The organism is Flexivirga sp. (assembly GCF_035551235.1).
In the GTDB taxonomy this organism is placed as follows: Bacteria; Actinomycetota; Actinomycetes; order Actinomycetales; family Dermatophilaceae; genus Flexivirga.
Genome location: NZ_DASZNO010000010.1, coordinates 31446 through 50083, shown reverse-complemented (window position 1 = coordinate 50083; position 18638 = coordinate 31446). Strand labels below are relative to the sequence as shown.

Here is an 18638-nt window from a genome sequence, read left to right as displayed (position 1 = left end):
CTCCTCACCACGGGATGTTTACGCGTATACGTTAATGCTCGGCGCCATACACGATCAAGACCAGTGCAGCGCGGATGTCGAAGCTCGCGCGCTGCTCGGCCAACGCCGAGCCGCAGGTCGCCAGCGCGTCCAGCCCGTTGACGGCGGCGTCACGGCGCACCGTCTCCTGCACCGTCGGGCGGTCCAGGTGACGTTCGGCCTGCACCGAGCGCGCATCGAGTTGAGCTGCGCCGAGGATCAGCCGCCACGCAGCGGAATAGCGGTGCGCGGCCTGCTCCGGGGAGCAACCGGCCGCCAGCAAGGACCCGAGGATGTCGTCGGTCGCGCTGGCGGCCGACGGAGCCATCAGGTCGCCACGCGTGAGCGCGTCCAGCACCCACGGGCGTATGGCGAGCTCCCGATGCAGCACGAGCAGCACCGCCACAGCGCGCTCGCTGCCCGGTTCCGGCAACTCGGGCCAGCCGACCCGGGCGAATTCCTCGTCCAGCAGCGCGACCAGGAGCTCGTCGCGGCCGGCGAAATGCCGGTATATCGCCATCGGCGTCACACCGAGGCGGGCACCCAGTGTCCGCATGCTGAGCGCCGACGCGCCGTCATCACGAACGATCTTCCCGGCGGCCCGCAGAATTCGGCCGCGTGTGAGCGCCGGAGTCCGCGCCACATCCGCCTTCCCGTCCTGTGCCACGGGCCGAGCGTATGACAACGATGCGAAATCGGAGTTACCGATTCGTAGCCTCAGGACTTCCCGCGTGGTTGAATCCCCGTTCATGAGTAGTTCTCGCCGTGTCCGGTTCGTCGATGTGCACGGCCACCGCCGCGCCTTCATCAAGACCGGATCCGGTCCTGCTCTCCTACTGCTCCATGGCGTCGCCTGTGATCACACGACCTGGGACCGCGTGATCGCGCCGCTGGCGAAGGATTACACGGTCATTGCGCCCGACCTGCTCGGGCACGGACAGTCCGCCAAGCCGCGCGGGGACTACTCCCTCGGCGGCTATGCCAACGGCATGCGCGACCTGCTCACGATCCTCGGCGTCGACCGGGTGACGGTCGTCGGGCACAGCTTCGGCGGCGGTGTGGCCCTGCAGTTCGCGTATCAGTTCCCGGAGCTGACCGAGCGGCTGATCCTCGTCGCACCGGGCGGCGTCGGACGCGAGGTCAGCCCGATCATCCGGCTGGCGGCCGCACCGGGATTCCGGCAACTCATGGGCGTGCTCACCCTCCCCGGCGTGCGGCAGGTGAATCGCACCGGCCTGCGGCTGGCACATGCGGCGCGCCTACCGGGCACTCGCGACGTCGACGAGATCGCGAAGATCTACGACTCGTTCGCCAGCCCCGGCGCGTGTGCGGCCGTACAGCAGGTACTGCGTGGCGTCGTCGACCTGCGTGGCCAGTTCGTGACGATGGCCGATCGCGCCTACCTCACTGAAGCCATGCCGATCTGCGTCGTGTGGGGTGCGCAGGATCCGATCATCCCGTCGTCGCACGCACACATCGCCGAAAACCTGGCGCCCGGTGCCCAGGTTGAAATCATCGAGGACAGTGGGCATTTCCCGCACCGGGACCACTCCCAGCAGTTCATCCGGATCGTGCGGGACTTCATGGCGACGACACAGCCCGCGTCATACAGCGCGACGCGGCGGCGGGAGCTGTTGAGCGGCGACCGAGGCCCACGCCGCGGACGCGGTCGGGGCGCGAGCCGGCCGTTGGCCGCCCTGTCCAGCTGATCGACCGGACTTCACCGGTCCCGCCCGCCCCTGCACTCGTATGGCGGACTAACGTCTCCTGTCGTGGACCTCGTCATACGCCCTCGGCAGGACTCCGACCTATCCGCCCTGGCCGAACTGCTGAGCCGACAACAGGCAGCGACGGCCTACCCGCTCGCGTGGCCGTCATCCCGGTCGCTCGAGGAGTTCCTCAAGCGACCGACCGAGATTCGTGCATGGATCGCCGAACTGGACGGCGCACCGGTCGGGCACGTCTCGGTCACCAGCGCGGACGATGACACGATCGGCAAGGCATGGGCAGCGGCTCACAATGTCGAGCTCTCCGAAATCCGTTGTGTAGCAGTCTTTTTCAGCGACATCACGAAGGCCGGTCAGGGCATCGGCTCACGCCTGCTGGCGACCGCGACCGAGTTCGCGATGGCCGACGGTTACCCGGCGCTCGACGTGGTGGCGGCGCACGAAACCCCCGTCAACCTCTACCTGCGTCGCGGCTGGCAGCTCATCGACACCGTGCAGGCACCGTGGGATCCGGAGCAGGACATACCCATCCACTTGATGATCCTGCCTCGCGCGCAGTAACAGCCCCAGCCACCGAGCGGCATACCAACGCATTGAGGGGCACACCGAATCGGTATGCCCCTCAAGGGAAACGCTCCGCCTCGGCGGGTCAGCTCACCAGCCGCGCTCGGCGAACTGGATCGATCGCGCCGGCTCGTCGACATTGAGTCCGACCATGGCCTCGCCCAAACCGCGTGAGACCTTGGCGATCATGTCGGGGTCGTCGTGGAACGTGGTCGCCTTGACGATGGCCTCGGCGCGCTGCGCCGGGTTGCCGGACTTGAAGATGCCCGAGCCGACGAAGACGCCCTCGGCGCCGAGCTGCATCATCATCGCTGCGTCGGCCGGGGTGGCGATGCCACCGGCGGTGAAGAGCACGACCGGCAGCTTGCCGGCCTCCGCGACCTCCTTGACCAGCTCGTACGGCGCCTGCAGGTCCTTTGCGGCGACATACAGCTCGTCCTCCGGCAGGCTCTGCAGGCGGCGGATCTCCTGGCGGATCTGACGCATGTGCGTGGTGGCGTTGGAGACGTCTCCGGTCCCGGCCTCACCCTTGGAGCGGATCATCGCCGCACCCTCGGTGATGCGACGCAGCGCCTCGCCCAGGTTGGTCGCACCGCACACGAAGGGAACGGTGAACTCCCACTTGTCGATGTGGTTGGCGTAGTCGGCCGGGGTCAGCACCTCGGACTCGTCGATGTAGTCGACACCGAGGCTCTGCAGCACCTGCGCCTCGACGAAGTGACCGATGCGCGCCTTGGCCATCACCGGGATGGAGACGGCCTCGATGATGCCGTCGATCATGTCGGGGTCGCTCATCCGCGAGACGCCGCCCTGCGCGCGAATGTCGGCGGGCACCCGCTCCAGCGCCATGACCGCAACGGCGCCGGCGTCCTCGGCGATCTTCGCCTGGTCGGGCGTGACGACGTCCATGATGACGCCGCCCTTCAGCATCTCCGCCATACCTCGCTTGACGCGGGCGGTGCCGGTCTCGGTCGCTGCAGTCACTTCCGGGTCTCCTCATCGAACGACGTTTTCGACCAGAATACCGCCGGATTCGGCAGCTTCATGCCATCAGGCCCCGTATGACACTTTTCGGACACGGCGAGATGCGGCCACAGTCGGTGCGGGGCCTCGAGACGCTCGTCCCTCGCTCCTCGGCCACCTCGGACTCACAGCCCATCAGGCAGCTGATCGTCGAACTCGACCGCCGACGGCAGCGGGGTATGGCCCGCCAGCCCGAGGTAGCGGACCTGCGGGCGGTGCCGCAGGCGGCGTACGTCACGGACCGCTTCATTGTGGAAGCGTCGCGCGATCTCGACGCGCTGGCCGGCCGAACGCAGCCGCTCCACGACCTCGGGCCAGCCGGAGTTCTCGTCACGCAACTCGGTGATCACGTCGGCGGTCAGCGTGGTTCGCAGCACCTGGGTGAGCATCGACTCCGTCTCGGCCCGCTGCGCGCCGATGCCGTCGGAGCGAACGGTCTCCCCCAGCGACGCCGCATCGGCGGCATCGAGTGACGCACTGGCGGCATCGGCCAGCAACGCGGCACTCGCCGGATCCAGCGCACCCGAGCCGGCCACTTCCCGCACGACCTCCGCACGGCGCACCAACTGCGCGTCGAGCGATGCGACCGAGCCCTCGACCTTGGTGTGCAATCGGTCCAACCGCGCCGCCGTGTAGGAGAGGTACCACGCGACGAGCGCCAGCACCGCGATCACCACCGCTGTCCATGCGACGATGCGCATCAGTCACGCCCCCGCACGCGCTTGCCCCGTCCAGTGGCAGTCGCGCGAACCGCACCCGGCCGGGCCGCGTGACACGTCTCGTAGACGTCCATCACGTCCGCCGACACCCGCGACCAGTCGAAGGCCCGAGCCCGCATCGCACCGCGGGCGGCAAGCTCGGCACGCTCGGCCGGGTCGTCGAGCAGCCGCTGCACTGTGGCGGCCAGCGATTCCGGATCACCGGCCCGGAACATCGCCCCCGCGCTGCCGCCGGCCAGCACGTCGGCGAACGACGGCAGGTCGCTGGCGACCACCGGGGCCATCGCGCTCATCGCCTCGACCAGGATGATGCCGAAGCTCTCGGCACCGGTGTTGGGTGCGACATACGCATCCACCGACCGCAGCAGCGACGCCTTGTCCGGCTCGCTGACCATGCCGAGGAACTCCGTCGCCGCCCGCACGCGGGCCGTCGTATGACGCAAGGCCTCCCCCGGATCACCGGGACCGGCCACCAGCAACCGCAACCCCGGCCGCGCGTCGAGCAGTCGCGGCATCGCCTCCAGCAGCACACCGAGGCCCTTGCGCGGCTCCTCCAGACGACCGAGGAACGCGATCGTCGGCCGATCGTCACTCCCCTTCCAGTGCGGCACGAGCGGTGCGGTCGCGAAGCGATCGACATACACACCGTTGGGGATGATCAGCGCGTCCGCTGCGCCCTCGTGGCGGTGGATCGTGCGAAGAGCCTCGCGGGACACCGCGATTCGGCCGCTGAGCTTCTCCAGCTGCGGCTCCAGCAACGGCATGACGGTCAGCAGCACCCGGGAACGCATCGTGCTGGAATGGAAGGTGCCGACGACCGCGCCGTGCCCGGCCATCATCGCCAGCATGGACACACTCGGCGCGAACGGCTCGTGGATGTGCAGCACGTCGAACCCGCCCCGCTCGATCCAGCGGGAGACACGTGCCGCGGTGACCGGGCCGAACAGCAGCCGGGCGACGGATCCGTTGTAGGGCACCGGCATCGCCCGTCCGGCCGGGTCGACGTATGGCGGCAGGTCGGCGTCCTCGTCGGCGGGCGCGAGCACCCGCACGTCGTGCCCCTGGGTGATCAGGTGCTCGGCCAGGTCGCGCACGTGGAACTGCACTCCGCCCGGCACGTTGAACGCGTAGGGGCTGACCATGCCGATCCTCACCGGGGTTCTCCGATGAATGCGCGTTGCATCATGTGCCAATCCTGCGTGCGCTCACTGATGGTCTCCCCCAGACTGTCCACACACTGTTGCGTCATCTCCCGCACCTGCACCTCGGCGGTCCCCTCGCCGGACGGGCGAACCCGCGGACCGAAGCGCGCCACCACCCGTTGGGCGGCGCGCCCCGGGATCGGCTCGTAGGTGATCGCGAGCGGGAAGAGCGCGGCGCCGGTCTCCAGGGCGAGCTTGGCCGGCCCGACCGCCGCGCGGGTCCGGTGCCCGCACAGGGTGACCTCGACCCCGCTGCGCGTCAGATCACGGTCGGACAGCAGCGGCACGAACCCGCCGCGCGAAATCGCTTCTCGCAGTTGCGAATACACGTGATCGCCACCGGTGAGCGGCAGGATCCGCATGCCGAGTGATTCCCGGAAGTCGACGAACGCATCGAACACCGACTCCGGCTTCAGCCGCTCGGCGACCGTGGTCACGGGTGCGAAGTGGTCGGTCGCCCAGGCGCCGCAGTGGTCCCAGTTGCCGAGGTGCCCGAGGAAGAGGATCAGCGGCTCACCACGGTCGACCACCGCGCGGGCCTCCGCGTCGTACCCTGTCAACCGGATCCGCGCGTCGAGCGTCGCGGGCGTCTCGCGCGGCAACCGGAAGGCGTCACACCAATAGCGCAGGTATGACGAAACCCCTTCCGCTACCAGTGATTCCAGCTGTTTCGCGGTCAGCTCCGGCCGGACCGCTGCGTAGTTGGTGCGCATCTGCTGCACGGAGCGACCGTTGCGGCGGTGCAGGGATCGCGCGACGCGGTCGAAGGCGCCATACGCGGTGCGTTCGGGGAGCCGGCAGACCAGGCGCCAGGCCGCGCGATAGGCGAAGCCTTCCGCGCGCTCGCGCAGGGTCACTTCGGGAGTTCTCCGGCCCCACCCAATGCCTGGGTGCGGACGGTGAGCATGCGCTGGAAAACGGTGATGAGGCTCGCGATCGCCAGCAGTGCCAGCACGACTCCGAGCACGGCGGTCGGCAGGTGCAACCACGGGATGCCGACCAACCCGGTCGTGACCAGTACCGCGACCAGCCGTTCGGAGCGTTCGGCGATGCCGACGTTGGCCGTCATACCGAGGCCCTCGGCACGTGCCTTGGAGTAGGACACGACCATGCCGAGGATGAGGCACGCGAGGGCCAGCCCCGCCATGACGAGGTTGTCGCCGTCACCGGCATACCAGAGGATCAGCGCGCCGAAGATCGCCGCGTCGGCGACCCGGTCCAGGGTGGAGTCGAGGTAGGCACCCCAGACACTCGAGCGCCCCGACAGACGTGCCATGTTGCCGTCGAGCGTGTCGGAGAAGATGAACACCGTGATGACCACGGTGCCCCAGAAGAAGGCGCCGCGCGGATAGAACGCGAGCGCGCCGAAGCACACGCCGATCGTGCCGACGATCGTGACGATGTCGGGCGAGATTCCCAGCCGCAACAGAAGTTTCGCCAGTGGCGTGAAGAATTTGGTGATCGCCGCCCGGGCGTAACGGTTGAGCATGGTGCGTGCAAGGTTACCCGTGAGTCGCACTCAACCCTGCGGCCAGGCGTCGGCGAGCCGCTTCCGGGTATCGTCCAACAGGACGGGCAGCGCCTTGGTCTGGGCGACGATCGGCAGGAAGTTGGAGTCGCCCTCCCAGCGGGGCACGACGTGCTGGTGCAGGTGCGCGGCGACTCCGGCGCCGGCGACCTGGCCCTGGTTCATCCCGAGGTTGAAGCCGTGCGGTGCGGAGGCCGTGGTGAGCGCCCTGGTGGCCTGCTTCGTCAACGCCGTGAACTCGATCGTCTCCTCGTCGGTGAGGTCGAGGTATGACGGGATGTGCCGGTTCGGGCAGATGAGCAGGTGGCCGGGGTTGTAGGGGAACAGGTTGAGGATGACGAAGCAGGTGCGGCCGCGATGCACGATCAGGGCCTCCTCGTCGGTCTTGGCCTGCGCCACGCAGAACGGGCACGCACCGTCATCGTCGTGATCGGGCTTGTCCGCCTCGATGTAGGCCATCCGATGCGGCGTCCAGAGACGTTCGAATCCGTCGGGCACCCGGGCGAAGTCCTCGTCTGGCTCGATCTGCTGCGGCATACGGCGATCGTATGACGTCGCCGCGGAACAACCCTCGCCCGCTCACGGTTGTCGTCTCGGGAACGTTCACCGATTCAGCAAGGAGACGAAATGCCGCTGCAGGGCGAATACGCCGAGGAGAAGACCGGCTGGGTCAAGGACCAGCTCACCAAGATCGACGAGTCGGGCACCACCGAATCCGTCGACGTGATGGGGATGCCGGTCGTCGTCTACACGATGCGGGGGGCCAAGTCCGGCAAGTTGCGCCGGGTGCCGCTGATGCGCGTCGAGCACGACGGTGTCTATGCCGCGGTCGCCTCCAAGGGCGGAGCTCCTGAGCATCCGGCGTGGTACCACAACATCACGGCTCACCCCGAGGTCGAGGTTCAGGACGGCACGACGAAGCACGACGCCGTCGCCCGGGAGATCTCCGGCGCGGAGCGGGACGAGTGGTGGGAGCGCGCCGTTGCGGCATACCCGCCCTATGCGGAGTACCAGACCAAGACCGACCGGCAGATCCCGGTGTTCCTGATCGAGCCCACGTCGGGCGACTGACTCAGCTGGTCGGCAGGCGGTCCGACAGGATGCACTGCATGAGGGTGTCCTGCGGACCGCCGAAGCCGACCCGGCGATAGAGCGAACGTGCCCGATCGGTGGCGTTGAGTTGCACCCGGTAGAGCCCGCTCTCGGCGGCCCAGTCGATGATGTGCCGCAGGAGTTGCTCGCCGAGTCCGTGGCCACGCAGGTCGGGAGCGACATACACCGAGCTCAGGTGCACCCAGCCACCGGTCGGTCGCCGCAGGCTGGGCAGGCTCGTGGCCAGGATGCCGATCGCGAAGCCGACCGGGTCGCCGTCGGCGCGGCGGGCGAGCCACGCCGGTCGCGCTGCTCCCTGGCCGAGCCAGGCCTCGGCGAACTCGTCGATGAATCCGTCGCGGCGAGGTGCGCCGCTCTCCAGATCCCATCGCAGGGTCATCGCCGCCAGCACGAAGGCGTCCTCGGGGACGGCGCGTTCGATGCGGATGCCGTCCAGTTCGTCGCTCACACCGGCAGTTTTCCATGGTGCCGGCGCCGGCGCATCGAACCGTGCCGCATCGGCGGGGTCACTTCGTCGGTCCCTTCGCCGGTCACTTGGTCGCAGAGGCGTTCCAGGCCCGGGTCGCATCGGCCACCGTGATCGATGCGTCGCGCGGCTCGACCCGCAACTGGCCGGCAGTGCCCGTGTCCGTCGAGGGGAACGTGATGTATGCCGGGAAGTAGTCGTCCTCGTCGTTCCGGCTGCGCTGCTGGATCACGATCGTGGCTGAGCCGGTCCAGCCGATGGCGCGCAGCCGCCGTCCGGCCTCGCGGATCGAATCCGGACCCAACTGCGCGCCCTTCGGCAGCAACACCGAGATGTCCGAGCTCAGGCCGTCGATGTCCCAGTAGATCCGATACCCGGCATGTTCCAGCGCCATCAGCTTCGGCGTGACCCGGCGCAGCTCCGTCATCGTCCCGGAGAAAACGTTCAGGCGGTCCTGGTCCGGCTCCGACAAGGTGATCACGGCGTTCTTCGGCAGAGCCGGACGCAGCGCTGCGAGGTCCCGCTGCAGCTGTGGCAGGTTGGCGGCTGCAGCGGACTCCTTCTTGATCGCGACCCCCGACAGATCGGCCTGCACCGAACCGACCGTCCAGCCCTTCTGTTCGAGAGTCGTCGTGACCCGCTGGGACGCTGCCAGGTCCGTGTCCGGGTCACCGTTGATCATCCGCCCGCTGCCCTGATCGCGGACGGTGAACGAGTAGGTGTCGTCATCGCCATCACCTGCGGCGCGAATACGCCGCGCGGCGCGCTGGGCCGTCGCGGCCACCTTCGCCATACGATCCGTGTGGCCGGCGCGCAGGTCGAGGTTCACGCCGCCGGGATACACGGAGCTGTCGGTCAGGTATGGCGCGAACGGAGCGATGTCGCCGAGCACGGCATGGGCGGCGGGCAGCGCGACGTCCTTCGCCACGGTGACTTTCGTGCCGTCGCCGCCATAGACCAGCAGGTCGACCTTCTGGAAACCACGGATGTCGAGGGCGGCGACCGCCTCACGAGCAACCGCGACCGCTGGCTCCTTCGTCGCGCGCAGCCTGACCTGTTGGCTGTATGCCGACAACTCCACCGACCCGCCGCGCATGCCACGCAGTGCCCATTGGAGGGCTACGTCGTCCGTCGAGCCGCCGCCGAGCGTGTCGTCGAGCTCCGAGGAGACCGCACCGACCGTCACCGTCATCCGGTCGATGAGATCGCTGGGCAGATTCTCGCGGCGGTCGTAGACGTCTTGCAGCTCGATGCGGCTGGCCGTGGAGGACAGGCGCACGGTGAGGTCCCGCGGGCCGCTGTCGCCATCGGTGTGCGCCGACGCGACGCCCGGCATGGCGCGGAACGAATCGGCGATCTGCTGGGCGCGGTGACCCTCGGACCGCTCCCACCGGACGACGAGGAAGAGCGTGAGTGCGACCGCGGCGGCGAGGACCGCGCACAGCAACACACGCGCTCGACGCGACTCGGGAAAACCGATCGCGCGGGTCATGACGCCGCCCCCGCGTCGGTCGCGGTTGCGTTCCAGACGCGTTTGAGCCCCTCGGTGTCCTCGACGTCGCCGAACACCGCCTTCGTGCTGCCGGTCGCGGTCGACTGGAATCGCGCCGTCTCGGTGTCGGCGTTCTCGCCATACTCACCGATCTGCACCCAGAGGGAGCCCTTCCAGCCGAGTCCTCGCGCGACCGCCATCGCCGGCTTGACCGTCGTCGTCGTGAGCTTCGCACCCGGTGGCATCACGACGGTGACCTCGAAGTCGCCGTTCCACGACACGTCGTAACCCTTGGCCGCGGCGGCGCCCGCTCTCGGCGCCATCCGGGACAGGTCCGCGGGGCTTCCGCTGAACAGCGGTTCGAGCCCACCCGGGGTGCGTTCGACCGTGATGTCGCTGTTCCGGGGTAGTCGCGGACGCAGGGTCGCGAGCGCTCGTTGCACGTTCGGCAGATCCTTCGCGGTGAGCTTTTTCGTCGCGCCGGCGACCTTGATGCTTCGTTCGTCGGTGCTGAAGCCGGTGAGTCCGAGGTGACGCGACCGCAGGTGCGCCGCCGTTTCAGTGACCGACGTGGTGGGTCCGGACCCGTCGATCTGGGTCTCGCCCGGCGCGCCATCGACGGTCAGCGTCCTGGTCGGTGACTCGTCGCGGACGACCGGTGCCAGCGCCCGATGCAGGTCGATCGTCGAGACGCCGGCGTCGGCCGTGACGCTCACGGCGGTCCTGCTGACCCGCACCCGGCGGAGCTCTTTCTCATACGGGCGCAGCACAGTCAGCAGCCGGCTCGCGCCGGCGATCGATTCGTCGACCGTCACGACAGCGTTGGTCTGGGTTCCGACGTACAGATTCCCATCGGGCGCGCCCGTCCGGTGGACCAGTTGCAGGGCGGTGCGGGCGACAGCCACCGGCTGTTGCCCGTCCGGGTCGATCGTCGCTTCGTAGCCGTCGCCGTAGCCATAGCCCTTGACCTCGGCGGATCCGTGCGGCAGCGCAGCGAGGGCCGCGAGCGCCGGTGCGGCCTGTGCCGGTCGTTTCGTCCGGTCGCTGATCGTGGCGTGGGCGGCGCCGACCCGCACCGAGATGTCGGAGATCGACTCCCCGGCGGCCGCCTTCCGGGCACCCGCCAACACATCGGCGACCTGCTTCGTGGTCGCGGATTCGGACACCGTGACGATGGCGTCGCGTGCCCCGCCATCGGACTCCGGGTAGTTCTGAGCGCGTGCCGAGGACACCCCGGGCATCGACCGCAGGTCGTCCAGCGCGGCATCGGCTCGATGGGACATGCTGCGCGATCGAACCACCATCGTCACGACGAGTGCGACGGCGCACAGCGCCGCGACCGCGATCACCGTGGTACGACGATTTCGGATTCTCACGGCGCTGAGACTAGCCAGCAAGTGGTGCGGTTCCGCTTCATGGCCCGGGGTGTCGGTGGACACTGGTGCAATGGGCTTGCGGCTGACCCGGCCGCACCCACCATCTCCCAGAAGGAGCCGGCCGATGACCGTGCAGATGAACCCCTATCTCAACTTCAAGGGCGACGCCAAGGCCGCCATGGAGCTCTACAACGACATCTTCGGCGGCGACCTGACGCTGAACACCTTCGGCGATTTCGCGTCGGAGGAGCACCCGGCCGACCCGGCGGACGCCGACAAGGTGATGCACGCACGACTGAGCGCCCCCGGGGGCTTCGAGTTGATGGCTTCGGATGTGCCACAGGGCATGGAAGCCTCCCCGAACGGCACGATCAGCCTGTCCGGCGACGATGCCGAGAAGCTGCGCAGCTACTGGGACCGGCTGAGCGACGGCGGCAACGTCGTGATGCCGCTGGAGAAGCAGATGTGGGGCGACGATTTCGGCATGCTGGTCGACCGTTTCGGGGTGTCCTGGATGGTCGACATCGCTCCGGCCGGTTGAGCACCGGCAGGTACACGCCTTCGGATACGGATGGTTACGTTTCGGCAGAACCGTAACCATCCGTATCGGCGGACCCATCCCGACGAGTTGCTCGGCTGACCGCCCGCGTCAAGAGCCGGCTTCGGCTCGGCCCGCGTCGAACCCCTGGTCGTGACCTGGCCGCTCGGCCAGTTGAACGCGTGGGTGCCGGTACCTAGCGTTGCCCGGAACCAGCCAGACCCCACCAGCGGAGGCCCCGAATGACGTTCCCAGCACTCACCCACGTCGCCATCACCGTCAGCGATCTCGACGCCAGCACCGAGTGGTACACCAGGCTGTTCGGCGCGGGCCCGGTCCTCGATGAGGACGAGGAGTCCGGCACCTTCCACCACGCCGTGTTCGCTCTCGAGGGTGGCACGCTCTTCGGCCTGCACACCCACACGACCTCCGGACCGACCGACGCGTTCGACGAGCGACGTACCGGACTGGACCACATCGCGTTCGCAATCAGCCGCGACGACCTGGAGGGCTGGGTGACCAAGCTCGACGAACTCGGGATCAAGCACAGCGGTGTCAAGGACGCGCACTACGGCTCGGGCATCTCCTTCCGCGACCCCGACAACATCGCGCTGGAGTTCTTCGCGCCACCAGCCTGAGCAACCGTCACCGTCCGGCGCAGGGCCGGCGCTTCGCGGCGCCTTCCTTGCTCATTGGATCGCACCTTGGTTTAATCATCAGGAAACCTGTTGATTAGGAGTTGCCGGTGCCTGTGCCGAACACGTTGAACCTGCCGAGCACGTTGTCGCTCACCCGGTCCGGTGACGTCACTGTCGTGACGCTGAACCGCCCGGACAAGCGCAACGCGCTCAACGACGAGACCGTCCTCGGCCTCGAGCACTTCTTCACACACCTGCCGGACGACGTCCGTGCCGTCGTGCTGGCCGCCGAGGGCGATCATTTCTGCGCAGGCCTCGACCTCGCGGAGCTGACCGAGCGCAACACCCTTGAGGGACTACAGCATTCGCGGATGTGGCACCGCGTGTTCGAGGCCATCGAGTTCGGTCCGGTGCCCGTGGTCGCGGCCCTCAAGGGCGCGGTCATCGGCGGCGGCCTCGAACTCGCCGCAGCAGCCCACGTGCGGGTGGCCGAGCGGTCGACGTTCTACGCCTTTCCCGAAGGTATGCGCGGCATCTTCGTCGGCGGTGGCGGATCCGTCCGCGTTCCCCGGCTGATGGGCGCCGCCCGGATGGCGGACATGATGCTCACGGGCCGCCGGTATGACGCCGCCGAAGGCCTCACCGCCGGCCTGTCGCAATACATCGTGGAGGACGGCGCGGGAACCGCGAAGGCGCTCGAACTCGCCCAGCAGATCGCGACCAATTCGCCCGCCAGCAACTACGCGATCACCCAGGCACTGCCCCGCATCGCCGAGGCGAACCCCCGTGAGGGCTACTTCATGGAGGCGATGATGGCGGCGATCGCACAGGGCAGTGATGACGCCAAGGACCGCATGCGGGCGTTCCTGGACGGCAAGGCACAGAAGGTCACCGACCGATGACCGGCGTCCGAAACCCCTCTGTTGCAACACAACTCGACACCGGTGACGTCGTATGGCGCCCGCCGGCCGACGTCCTCGACAGCACGCGGGTCGGCTCGTTCCTGCGGTGGCTGCGGGACGAGCGGGGCGTCGACCTGGCCGGTCACGACGAGTTGTGGCAGTGGTCCGTGGACGAGCTCGAGCAGTTCTGGGCCGCGATCTGGGACTTCTTCGAGGTGACCGACCACGGCACTCGGGAGCAGGTCCTCGACGAACGCGTCATGCCGGGTGCGAAGTGGTTCACCGGCTCCCTGCTCAACTACGCCGAGCAGGCGCTGAAGGGCTGCGGTTCGGATCACGCGCCCGCCATACGCGCTCGGTCGCAGACCCGTGAGGACGTCGATCTGACCTGGGGCGAGTTGCGCGACCAGGTCGCTCGGGCGCGTCGGGTGCTGCGCGATCACGGTGTCGGGCCCGGCGACCGCGTCGCCGGCTACTTACCGAACACACCCGAGGCCGTCGTCGCCTTCCTCGCCGCCGCAGGCCTGGGCGCGATCTGGACCAGCTGCGCGATCGAATTCGGACCCCGCAGCGTCATCGACCGCTTCGCCCAGGTCGAACCCACCGTTCTGCTCGTGGCCGGCGGCTACAACTACGGCGACAAGCCGGTCGACCGCCGAGACCAGATCGAGGCAATCAGGGCCGAACTCCCCACTGTCCGCACGGTTTTCGACATCGAGTACGGCGACTGGCGTAGTCCCGACACGACGTCGTGGCCCAACGCGGTCGCAGCCGTCACCGAACCCATCCACGTCACGACTCCCGTGCCGTTCGACCATCCGCTCGTCGTCCTCTTCTCGTCCGGGACGACCGGCAAGCCGAAGGCGATCGTGCACGCGCACGGCGGCATCGTGCTGGAGCACCTGAAGAACCACGCCCTGTCCTGGGACCTCGGTAGCGGCGACGTCATGCTCTGGTACTCGACGACCGCCTGGATGATGTGGAACGCGCTGGTGTCCGGCCTGCTGGTCGGGGCCACGATCGTGCTGGTCGACGGCAACCCCGCCCATCCGGACCTGACCTGGCAATGGGACCTCGCCGAGGAGGTCGGAGCCACCCTGATGGGAGCGAGCCCGGGGTTCATCATGGCCTGCCGCTCCGCCGGCGTCGATCTCACGGGGCGCGACCTGAGGATCCGGGTCGTCGGGTCCGCGGGATCACCGCTGCCGCCGGAAGGGTACGGCTGGATCCGTGACCAGCTCGGCGACGACGTGCAGCTCAACGTCGGCAGCGGCGGCACCGATGTGTGCAGCGGGCTGGTGCAGAACAACCCGCTCCTGCCCGTTCGCGCCGGCATGATCTCCGGCCGCGCCCTCGGTGTGGACGTCCACGCCTTCGACCCCGACGGGCGCGAGCTGGTCGGCGATCCCGGTGAACTCGTCGTCCTCTCCCCCATGCCGTCGATGCCCGTCGGACTCTGGGGCGATGACGGGTCTCGCCTGACCGCAACGTATTTCGACACCTATCCGGGCGTATGGCGGCACGGCGACTGGATCGTCTTCGAGGAGGACGGCAGCTGCATCGTGACCGGACGGAGTGACTCCACGCTCAATCGCGGCGGTGTGCGGCTGGGCACGGCGGAGTTCTATCGCGTGGTCGAGGAGCTCCCGGAGGTCGGCGACAGCCTCGTCATACACCTGGAGGATCCGGCCGGTGGCAACGGTGAGCTGATCCTCTTCGTCACGACCACCGGGCACATCGCTGCCGACGACCTGCGGAGCCGGGTGTCCGGCGCGCTGCGGTCCGCACTGAGCCCCCGGCACGTGCCGGACCGGGTGGTCGAGGTGCCCGCCATCCCGCGCAACCTCACCGGCAAGAAGCTCGAGGTGCCGGTGAAGCGAATCCTCCAGGGCGCCAAGGCATCCGACGTTGTCAGCGCCGATGCGCTGGCCGAACCCACCTCGATCGAGGCGTATGTCGCGTACGCGGCGACCCGGAGGGAGGAGCAGTCATGAGGAGCGACCTGCACACGGTCGCGGTGGTCGGCGCGGGATCGATCGGTTGCAGCTGGGCGGCACTCGCCCTCGCGCACGGCATACCCGTTCATCTCGCGGATCCCGCTGCCACCGCACGCGATCGAGCGGTCGAGACGGTACGTGCGCATCTCACCGCGCTCAGCGCGTCCGCCGACCTGATGGACGGCCTGCACCTGCACGCCGATCCGGCCGAGGCCGCCGCGACGGCGGATCTGGTCATCGAGGCCGGGCCGGAGCGACTGGATTTCAAGCGGGAACTGTTCGCCGCACTGGATGCGGCCACCGAGCCGGACGTCGTACTGGCCAGCAGTAGCTCGGGATTCGGGCCGAGCAGCTTCCAGGACGCCTGCCGGCACCCCGAGCGGGTGGTCGTCACGCACCCGTTCAATCCACCGCACCTCGTCCCACTCGTCGAGGTCGTCGGCGGAACGTCGACCGCGCCGGAGACGATCGAGGCGGCGATGACGTCCATGCGTCAGCTGGACCGGCGGCCGATCCGGGTCCGTGCGGAGCTGCCCGGCCATGTCGTCAACCGGCTGCAGGCTGCGCTATGGCGGGAGGCGTACGACCTCATCGGCCGGGGCGCCATCTCGGTGACCGATCTCGACCTCGCGGTGTCCAACGGTCCCGGCCTGCGCTGGGCGCTCCTCGGACCGATCGCGACGCAACACCTGTCCGGCGGACCAGGCGGTATGGCGCACGTCCTGGAGCACCTCGGACCGCCCATGGTGGACTGGTGGGCCGACCTCGGCGAGCCGGAGCTGACACCCGAGCTGACCGGGCGGCTCGTCTCCGGCGTCACCACGGAGCTGGCCGGGACCGAGGACCAGGTGCGACTCGACCGCGACAGGGCGTTGCAGGAGCTGCTGGCACTCAAGGCGCGCCTCGGCCTCGACCCGTCGCACGGAGACGCGCGATGAAGGATCAAGGACTCGGCTCCTGGCCGCTGCGGCGCAGCAGGATGACCCCGGACAAGACCGCGCTCGTACAGGACGGCAATCGCCAGTCCTACCGGCAGCTGCACGAGTCCGCGACCCGGCTGGCGCACGGCCTGCGGGAGCGCGGCGTCGCACGCGGGGACCGCGTGGCGTTCCTCGGGCTGAACTCGCTCGAGCTGGTGAGCGCGATGTTCGCGACCGCCGCACTGGGCGCGGTTTTCGTGCCGCTCAACACCCGGCTGGCACCCCCGGAGTTGCGCTACGTGCTCGACAACAGCGAGCCGAGACTTGTCCTCGTGGAGGACGACCTCGGCACCGACGATGTGATCGCGATGATCGCCGAGTTGTCAATCCCCACAGCTGTTTTCACGCGCCGTGCCGGCGCGGGGCTCGAGGCACTGGAAAGCGACGCCGCAACACCGATCGACGAGAGCATCGGCCATGACGATCTCTTCATGATCCAGTACACCTCCGGCACCAGCGGCCGCCCGAAGGGCGTGCAGCTGACCCATGGCAACATCATCTGGAACGTCATGAACCTGATGGTCGACGTCGACCTCGGCAGCGATGAGGTCGCGCTGATCACCGCACCGCTCTTCCACACGGCGGCGCTCAACCAGGTCCTGTTCCCCACGATCCTCAAGGGCGGGACGGCCCTGATCGAGGCACGATTCGACCCGGACCGTGCGATCGACCTGATCGAATCCGAGCGCGTCACACTGCTTTTCGGTGTCACCTCGATGTATCTCGCGCTCTCCGAGGCGGGCCGTTTCGGGTCCGCAGATCTCCGCAGTTTGCGCAGTGCCCTCAGCGGCGGATCTCCGATCCCCGAATCGTTGTTGCACACCTGGCTCGACCGGGGCCTGATGATCGTGCAGGGCTACGGCCTGACCGAAGCCTCCCCCGGCACGACGATGCTGCGGGCCGAGGACGGCGTCCGCAAGCTCGGATCCGCCGGCACCGCATGCTTCTTCACCGATGTGCGGGTCGTCGACCCGAGCGGCGTCGCCGTGCCCGCGGGCACGGCAGGTGAGGTGCAGGTCAGCGGACCGAACGTCACACCGGGCTACTGGCGGGATCAGCGGTCCACCGATGTCGCGCGTGTCGACGGCTGGCTGCACACCGGCGATCTCGCGACCACCGACGACGAGGGCTACCTGCGCATCGTCGGACGCCTGAAGGACATGTACATCTCCGGCGGCGAGAACGTCTATCCCGCCGAGGTGGAGGGCGCCCTGCACGAGCACCCGGATGTCGTCGAGGCGGCGGTGATCGGCATACCGGACGCGAAGTGGGGTGAGGTCGGACGTGCGTTCGTCGTCATACGCCCCGGAGCGAGAGTGGACGAGAACGCGATCATCGAGCACCTGTCCCGCCTGCTGGCTCGCTACAAGCTGCCGCGGTCCGTCGTGTTCCTACCCGAACTGCCGCACAACGCGTCTGGCAAGTTGCTGAAATCCACACTGCGAGAGGTAAACCCGTGACCCGGTACGAGCCCGCCATCGATCTCGACACGATCCGTGCACTGGATGTGCACGTGCATGTCGAGGCCGACTCGCACGGCCACTGCTCGCTCGACCAGGAACTGCTCGACGCGTCCGCCGCGTACTTCAAGGGCGACGAGCCGCGCACGCCGACAGTCGAGGACCTTGCCGATCGCTACCGACGCACAGGTATGGCGGCGGTCGTCTTCACCGTGGACGCGACCACCGCGACGGGACACCCAGCCCTGTCCAGCGAGGAGATCGCGCAGGAGGCCGCCGAGCACGCCGATGTACTCATCCCGTTCGGCTCGGTCGACCCGCTGCAGGGCGCCCCTGCGGTGGAGCGGGCGCGACACCTCGTCGAGGCGTATGGCGTGCGCGGCTTCAAGTTCCACCCGTCGCTGCAGGCCTTCTCCCCCGACGACCCGGCATACCGACCGCTGTGGGCCGCACTGGAGGAGCTGGGCGTGCCGGCTCTCTTCCACACCGGCCAGAACGGCATCGGCGCCGGACTGCCCGGTGGACGCGGCATCAAGCTGCGCTACTCCAACCCGCTCCTGCTGGACGACGTCGCTGCCGAATTCCCCGGATTGACAGTCATTCTCGCGCATCCATCGGTCCCGTGGCAGGCGGAGGCGATCTCGATGGCGACCCACAAGGCCAACGTCTTCATCGACCTGTCCGGGTGGCGGCCGAAGTACTTCCCGAAGGAACTCGTGCACGCGGCCGGCCGGATGCTGCGCCAGAAGGTGCTGTTCGGCAGCGACTACCCATTGCTGACCCCCGAGCAGTGGATCACCGACTTCGAGCAGCTCGGACTCGACGAGGCCGTGCTGCCCGGGATCCTCAAGGACAACGCCGCTAAGGTGCTCGGACTGACCTGAGGGAGGACATC

20 protein-coding genes are annotated in these 18638 nt (G+C 68.4%); 10 read left to right on the top strand and 10 right to left on the bottom strand.

Features of this window, described 5'->3' with window-relative positions; genetic code table 11:
* Positions 1-31: 31 nt before the first annotated feature.
* Positions 32-685 (bottom strand): TetR/AcrR family transcriptional regulator, encoded by a 654-nt coding sequence (locus VG502_RS02060; protein WP_325548219.1) that lies wholly within the window; start codon positions 683-685, stop codon positions 32-34.
* A gap of 82 nt (positions 686-767) precedes the next feature.
* Between VG502_RS02060 and VG502_RS02055 the strand changes: the two genes are divergently transcribed.
* Both VG502_RS02055 and VG502_RS02050 read left to right on the top strand, forming a co-directional pair.
* The gene (locus VG502_RS02055) at positions 768-1727 is read left to right on the top strand and encodes an alpha/beta fold hydrolase (protein ID WP_325548217.1); all 960 of its coding nucleotides are present in this window, start codon (positions 768-770) and stop codon (positions 1725-1727) included.
* A gap of 63 nt (positions 1728-1790) precedes the next feature.
* Complete coding sequence (locus VG502_RS02050; protein WP_325548215.1) at positions 1791-2306, top strand: GNAT family N-acetyltransferase; 516 nt, start codon at positions 1791-1793, stop codon at positions 2304-2306.
* Positions 2307-2399: 93 nt separating this feature from the next.
* Here VG502_RS02050 and pdxS read toward each other — a convergent pair whose 3' ends face one another.
* From pdxS to VG502_RS02020, 6 genes are all read right to left on the bottom strand, one after another.
* A complete protein-coding gene (gene pdxS / locus VG502_RS02045; RefSeq protein ID WP_325548213.1) occupies positions 2400-3293 on the bottom strand; it encodes a pyridoxal 5'-phosphate synthase lyase subunit PdxS in 894 nt (297 codons plus the stop codon).
* 164 nt (positions 3294-3457) lie between these two features.
* Positions 3458-4033 (bottom strand): hypothetical protein, encoded by a 576-nt coding sequence (locus VG502_RS02040; RefSeq protein ID WP_325548212.1) that lies wholly within the window; start codon positions 4031-4033, stop codon positions 3458-3460.
* Positions 4033-5205 (bottom strand): glycosyltransferase family 4 protein, encoded by a 1173-nt coding sequence (locus tag VG502_RS02035; protein WP_325548210.1) that lies wholly within the window; start codon positions 5203-5205, stop codon positions 4033-4035. Before VG502_RS02035 ends, VG502_RS02040 begins: the two co-directional genes overlap by 1 nt.
* Positions 5202-6110 carry a phosphatidylinositol mannoside acyltransferase gene (locus VG502_RS02030; protein WP_325548208.1) on the bottom strand — a complete coding sequence of 303 codons (909 nt, stop codon included), beginning with the start codon at positions 6108-6110 and terminating at the stop codon, positions 5202-5204. The genes VG502_RS02035 and VG502_RS02030 overlap by 4 nt, the downstream gene beginning before the upstream one ends.
* Positions 6107-6742, bottom strand: a complete 636-nt coding sequence (pgsA, locus tag VG502_RS02025) for a phosphatidylinositol phosphate synthase (protein WP_325548207.1) — start codon at positions 6740-6742, stop codon at positions 6107-6109. Before pgsA ends, VG502_RS02030 begins: the two co-directional genes overlap by 4 nt.
* A 30-nt stretch (positions 6743-6772) precedes the next feature.
* A complete protein-coding gene (locus tag VG502_RS02020; RefSeq protein ID WP_325548206.1) occupies positions 6773-7318 on the bottom strand; it encodes an HIT family protein in 546 nt (181 codons plus the stop codon).
* Positions 7319-7408: 90 nt separating this feature from the next.
* Here VG502_RS02020 and VG502_RS02015 point away from each other — a divergent pair, with 90 nt between their 5' ends.
* The gene (locus VG502_RS02015; RefSeq protein ID WP_325548204.1) at positions 7409-7852 is read left to right on the top strand and encodes a nitroreductase family deazaflavin-dependent oxidoreductase; all 444 of its coding nucleotides are present in this window, start codon (positions 7409-7411) and stop codon (positions 7850-7852) included.
* A gap of 1 nt (position 7853) precedes the next feature.
* On the opposite strand, the gene VG502_RS02010 is transcribed toward VG502_RS02015, so the two are convergent.
* The 3 genes from VG502_RS02010 to VG502_RS02000 form a co-directional block, all read right to left on the bottom strand.
* The gene (locus tag VG502_RS02010; RefSeq protein ID WP_325548202.1) at positions 7854-8342 is read right to left on the bottom strand and encodes a GNAT family N-acetyltransferase; all 489 of its coding nucleotides are present in this window, start codon (positions 8340-8342) and stop codon (positions 7854-7856) included.
* Between the two features lie 82 nt (positions 8343-8424).
* Positions 8425-9852 (bottom strand): hypothetical protein, encoded by a 1428-nt coding sequence (locus VG502_RS02005; RefSeq protein ID WP_325548200.1) that lies wholly within the window; start codon positions 9850-9852, stop codon positions 8425-8427.
* Positions 9849-11228, bottom strand: coding sequence for a hypothetical protein (locus VG502_RS02000; protein WP_325548199.1), 1380 nt, complete (start codon positions 11226-11228; stop codon positions 9849-9851). The genes VG502_RS02005 and VG502_RS02000 overlap by 4 nt, the downstream gene beginning before the upstream one ends.
* Before the next feature lie 124 nt (positions 11229-11352).
* Between VG502_RS02000 and VG502_RS01995 the strand changes: the two genes are divergently transcribed.
* The 7 genes from VG502_RS01995 (at position 11353) to VG502_RS01965 (ending at position 18627) form a co-directional block, all read left to right on the top strand.
* Positions 11353-11769, top strand: coding sequence for a VOC family protein (locus VG502_RS01995; protein ID WP_325548197.1), 417 nt, complete (start codon positions 11353-11355; stop codon positions 11767-11769).
* 239 nt (positions 11770-12008) lie between these two features.
* Positions 12009-12404, top strand: coding sequence for a VOC family protein (locus tag VG502_RS01990; protein ID WP_325548195.1), 396 nt, complete (start codon positions 12009-12011; stop codon positions 12402-12404).
* A 107-nt stretch (positions 12405-12511) separates the two neighbouring features.
* Positions 12512-13306: a crotonase/enoyl-CoA hydratase family protein gene (locus tag VG502_RS01985; RefSeq protein WP_325548193.1), complete on the top strand. Its 795-nt coding sequence runs from the start codon at positions 12512-12514 to the stop codon at positions 13304-13306.
* The gene (locus VG502_RS01980) at positions 13303-15300 is read left to right on the top strand and encodes an acetoacetate--CoA ligase (RefSeq protein WP_325548192.1); all 1998 of its coding nucleotides are present in this window, start codon (positions 13303-13305) and stop codon (positions 15298-15300) included. The genes VG502_RS01985 and VG502_RS01980 overlap by 4 nt, the downstream gene beginning before the upstream one ends.
* Entirely contained in the window at positions 15297-16241 is a 945-nt protein-coding gene (locus VG502_RS01975; RefSeq protein WP_325548190.1) for a 3-hydroxyacyl-CoA dehydrogenase NAD-binding domain-containing protein, read from the top strand. The genes VG502_RS01980 and VG502_RS01975 overlap by 4 nt, the downstream gene beginning before the upstream one ends.
* Positions 16238-17743, top strand: coding sequence for an acyl-CoA synthetase (locus VG502_RS01970; RefSeq protein WP_325548188.1), 1506 nt, complete (start codon positions 16238-16240; stop codon positions 17741-17743). The genes VG502_RS01975 and VG502_RS01970 overlap by 4 nt, the downstream gene beginning before the upstream one ends.
* Positions 17740-18627 (top strand): amidohydrolase family protein, encoded by an 888-nt coding sequence (locus VG502_RS01965; protein ID WP_325548187.1) that lies wholly within the window; start codon positions 17740-17742, stop codon positions 18625-18627. Before VG502_RS01970 ends, VG502_RS01965 begins: the two co-directional genes overlap by 4 nt.
* Positions 18628-18638 lie beyond the last annotated feature (11 nt).

What these genes read in the sequence shown, in the direction of transcription:
- VG502_RS01980 (WP_325548192.1), top strand. Translation starts at nt 13,303, where the DNA reads ATGACCGGCGTCCGAAACCCCTCTGTTGCAACACAACTCGACACCGGT.
- VG502_RS02005 (WP_325548200.1), bottom strand. Translation starts at nt 9,852, where the DNA reads ATGACCCGCGCGATCGGTTTTCCCGAGTCGCGTCGAGCGCGTGTGTTG.
- pgsA (WP_325548207.1), bottom strand. Translation starts at nt 6,742, where the DNA reads ATGCTCAACCGTTACGCCCGGGCGGCGATCACCAAATTCTTCACGCCA.
- VG502_RS01995 (WP_325548197.1), top strand. Translation starts at nt 11,353, where the DNA reads ATGACCGTGCAGATGAACCCCTATCTCAACTTCAAGGGCGACGCCAAG.
- VG502_RS01970 (WP_325548188.1), top strand. Translation starts at nt 16,238, where the DNA reads ATGAAGGATCAAGGACTCGGCTCCTGGCCGCTGCGGCGCAGCAGGATG.
- VG502_RS02055 (WP_325548217.1), top strand. Translation starts at nt 768, where the DNA reads ATGAGTAGTTCTCGCCGTGTCCGGTTCGTCGATGTGCACGGCCACCGC.
- VG502_RS02015 (WP_325548204.1), top strand. Translation starts at nt 7,409, where the DNA reads ATGCCGCTGCAGGGCGAATACGCCGAGGAGAAGACCGGCTGGGTCAAG.
- VG502_RS01990 (WP_325548195.1), top strand. Translation starts at nt 12,009, where the DNA reads ATGACGTTCCCAGCACTCACCCACGTCGCCATCACCGTCAGCGATCTC.
- VG502_RS01975 (WP_325548190.1), top strand. Translation starts at nt 15,297, where the DNA reads ATGAGGAGCGACCTGCACACGGTCGCGGTGGTCGGCGCGGGATCGATC.
- VG502_RS02040 (WP_325548212.1), bottom strand. Translation starts at nt 4,033, where the DNA reads ATGCGCATCGTCGCATGGACAGCGGTGGTGATCGCGGTGCTGGCGCTC.
- VG502_RS02020 (WP_325548206.1), bottom strand. Translation starts at nt 7,318, where the DNA reads ATGCCGCAGCAGATCGAGCCAGACGAGGACTTCGCCCGGGTGCCCGAC.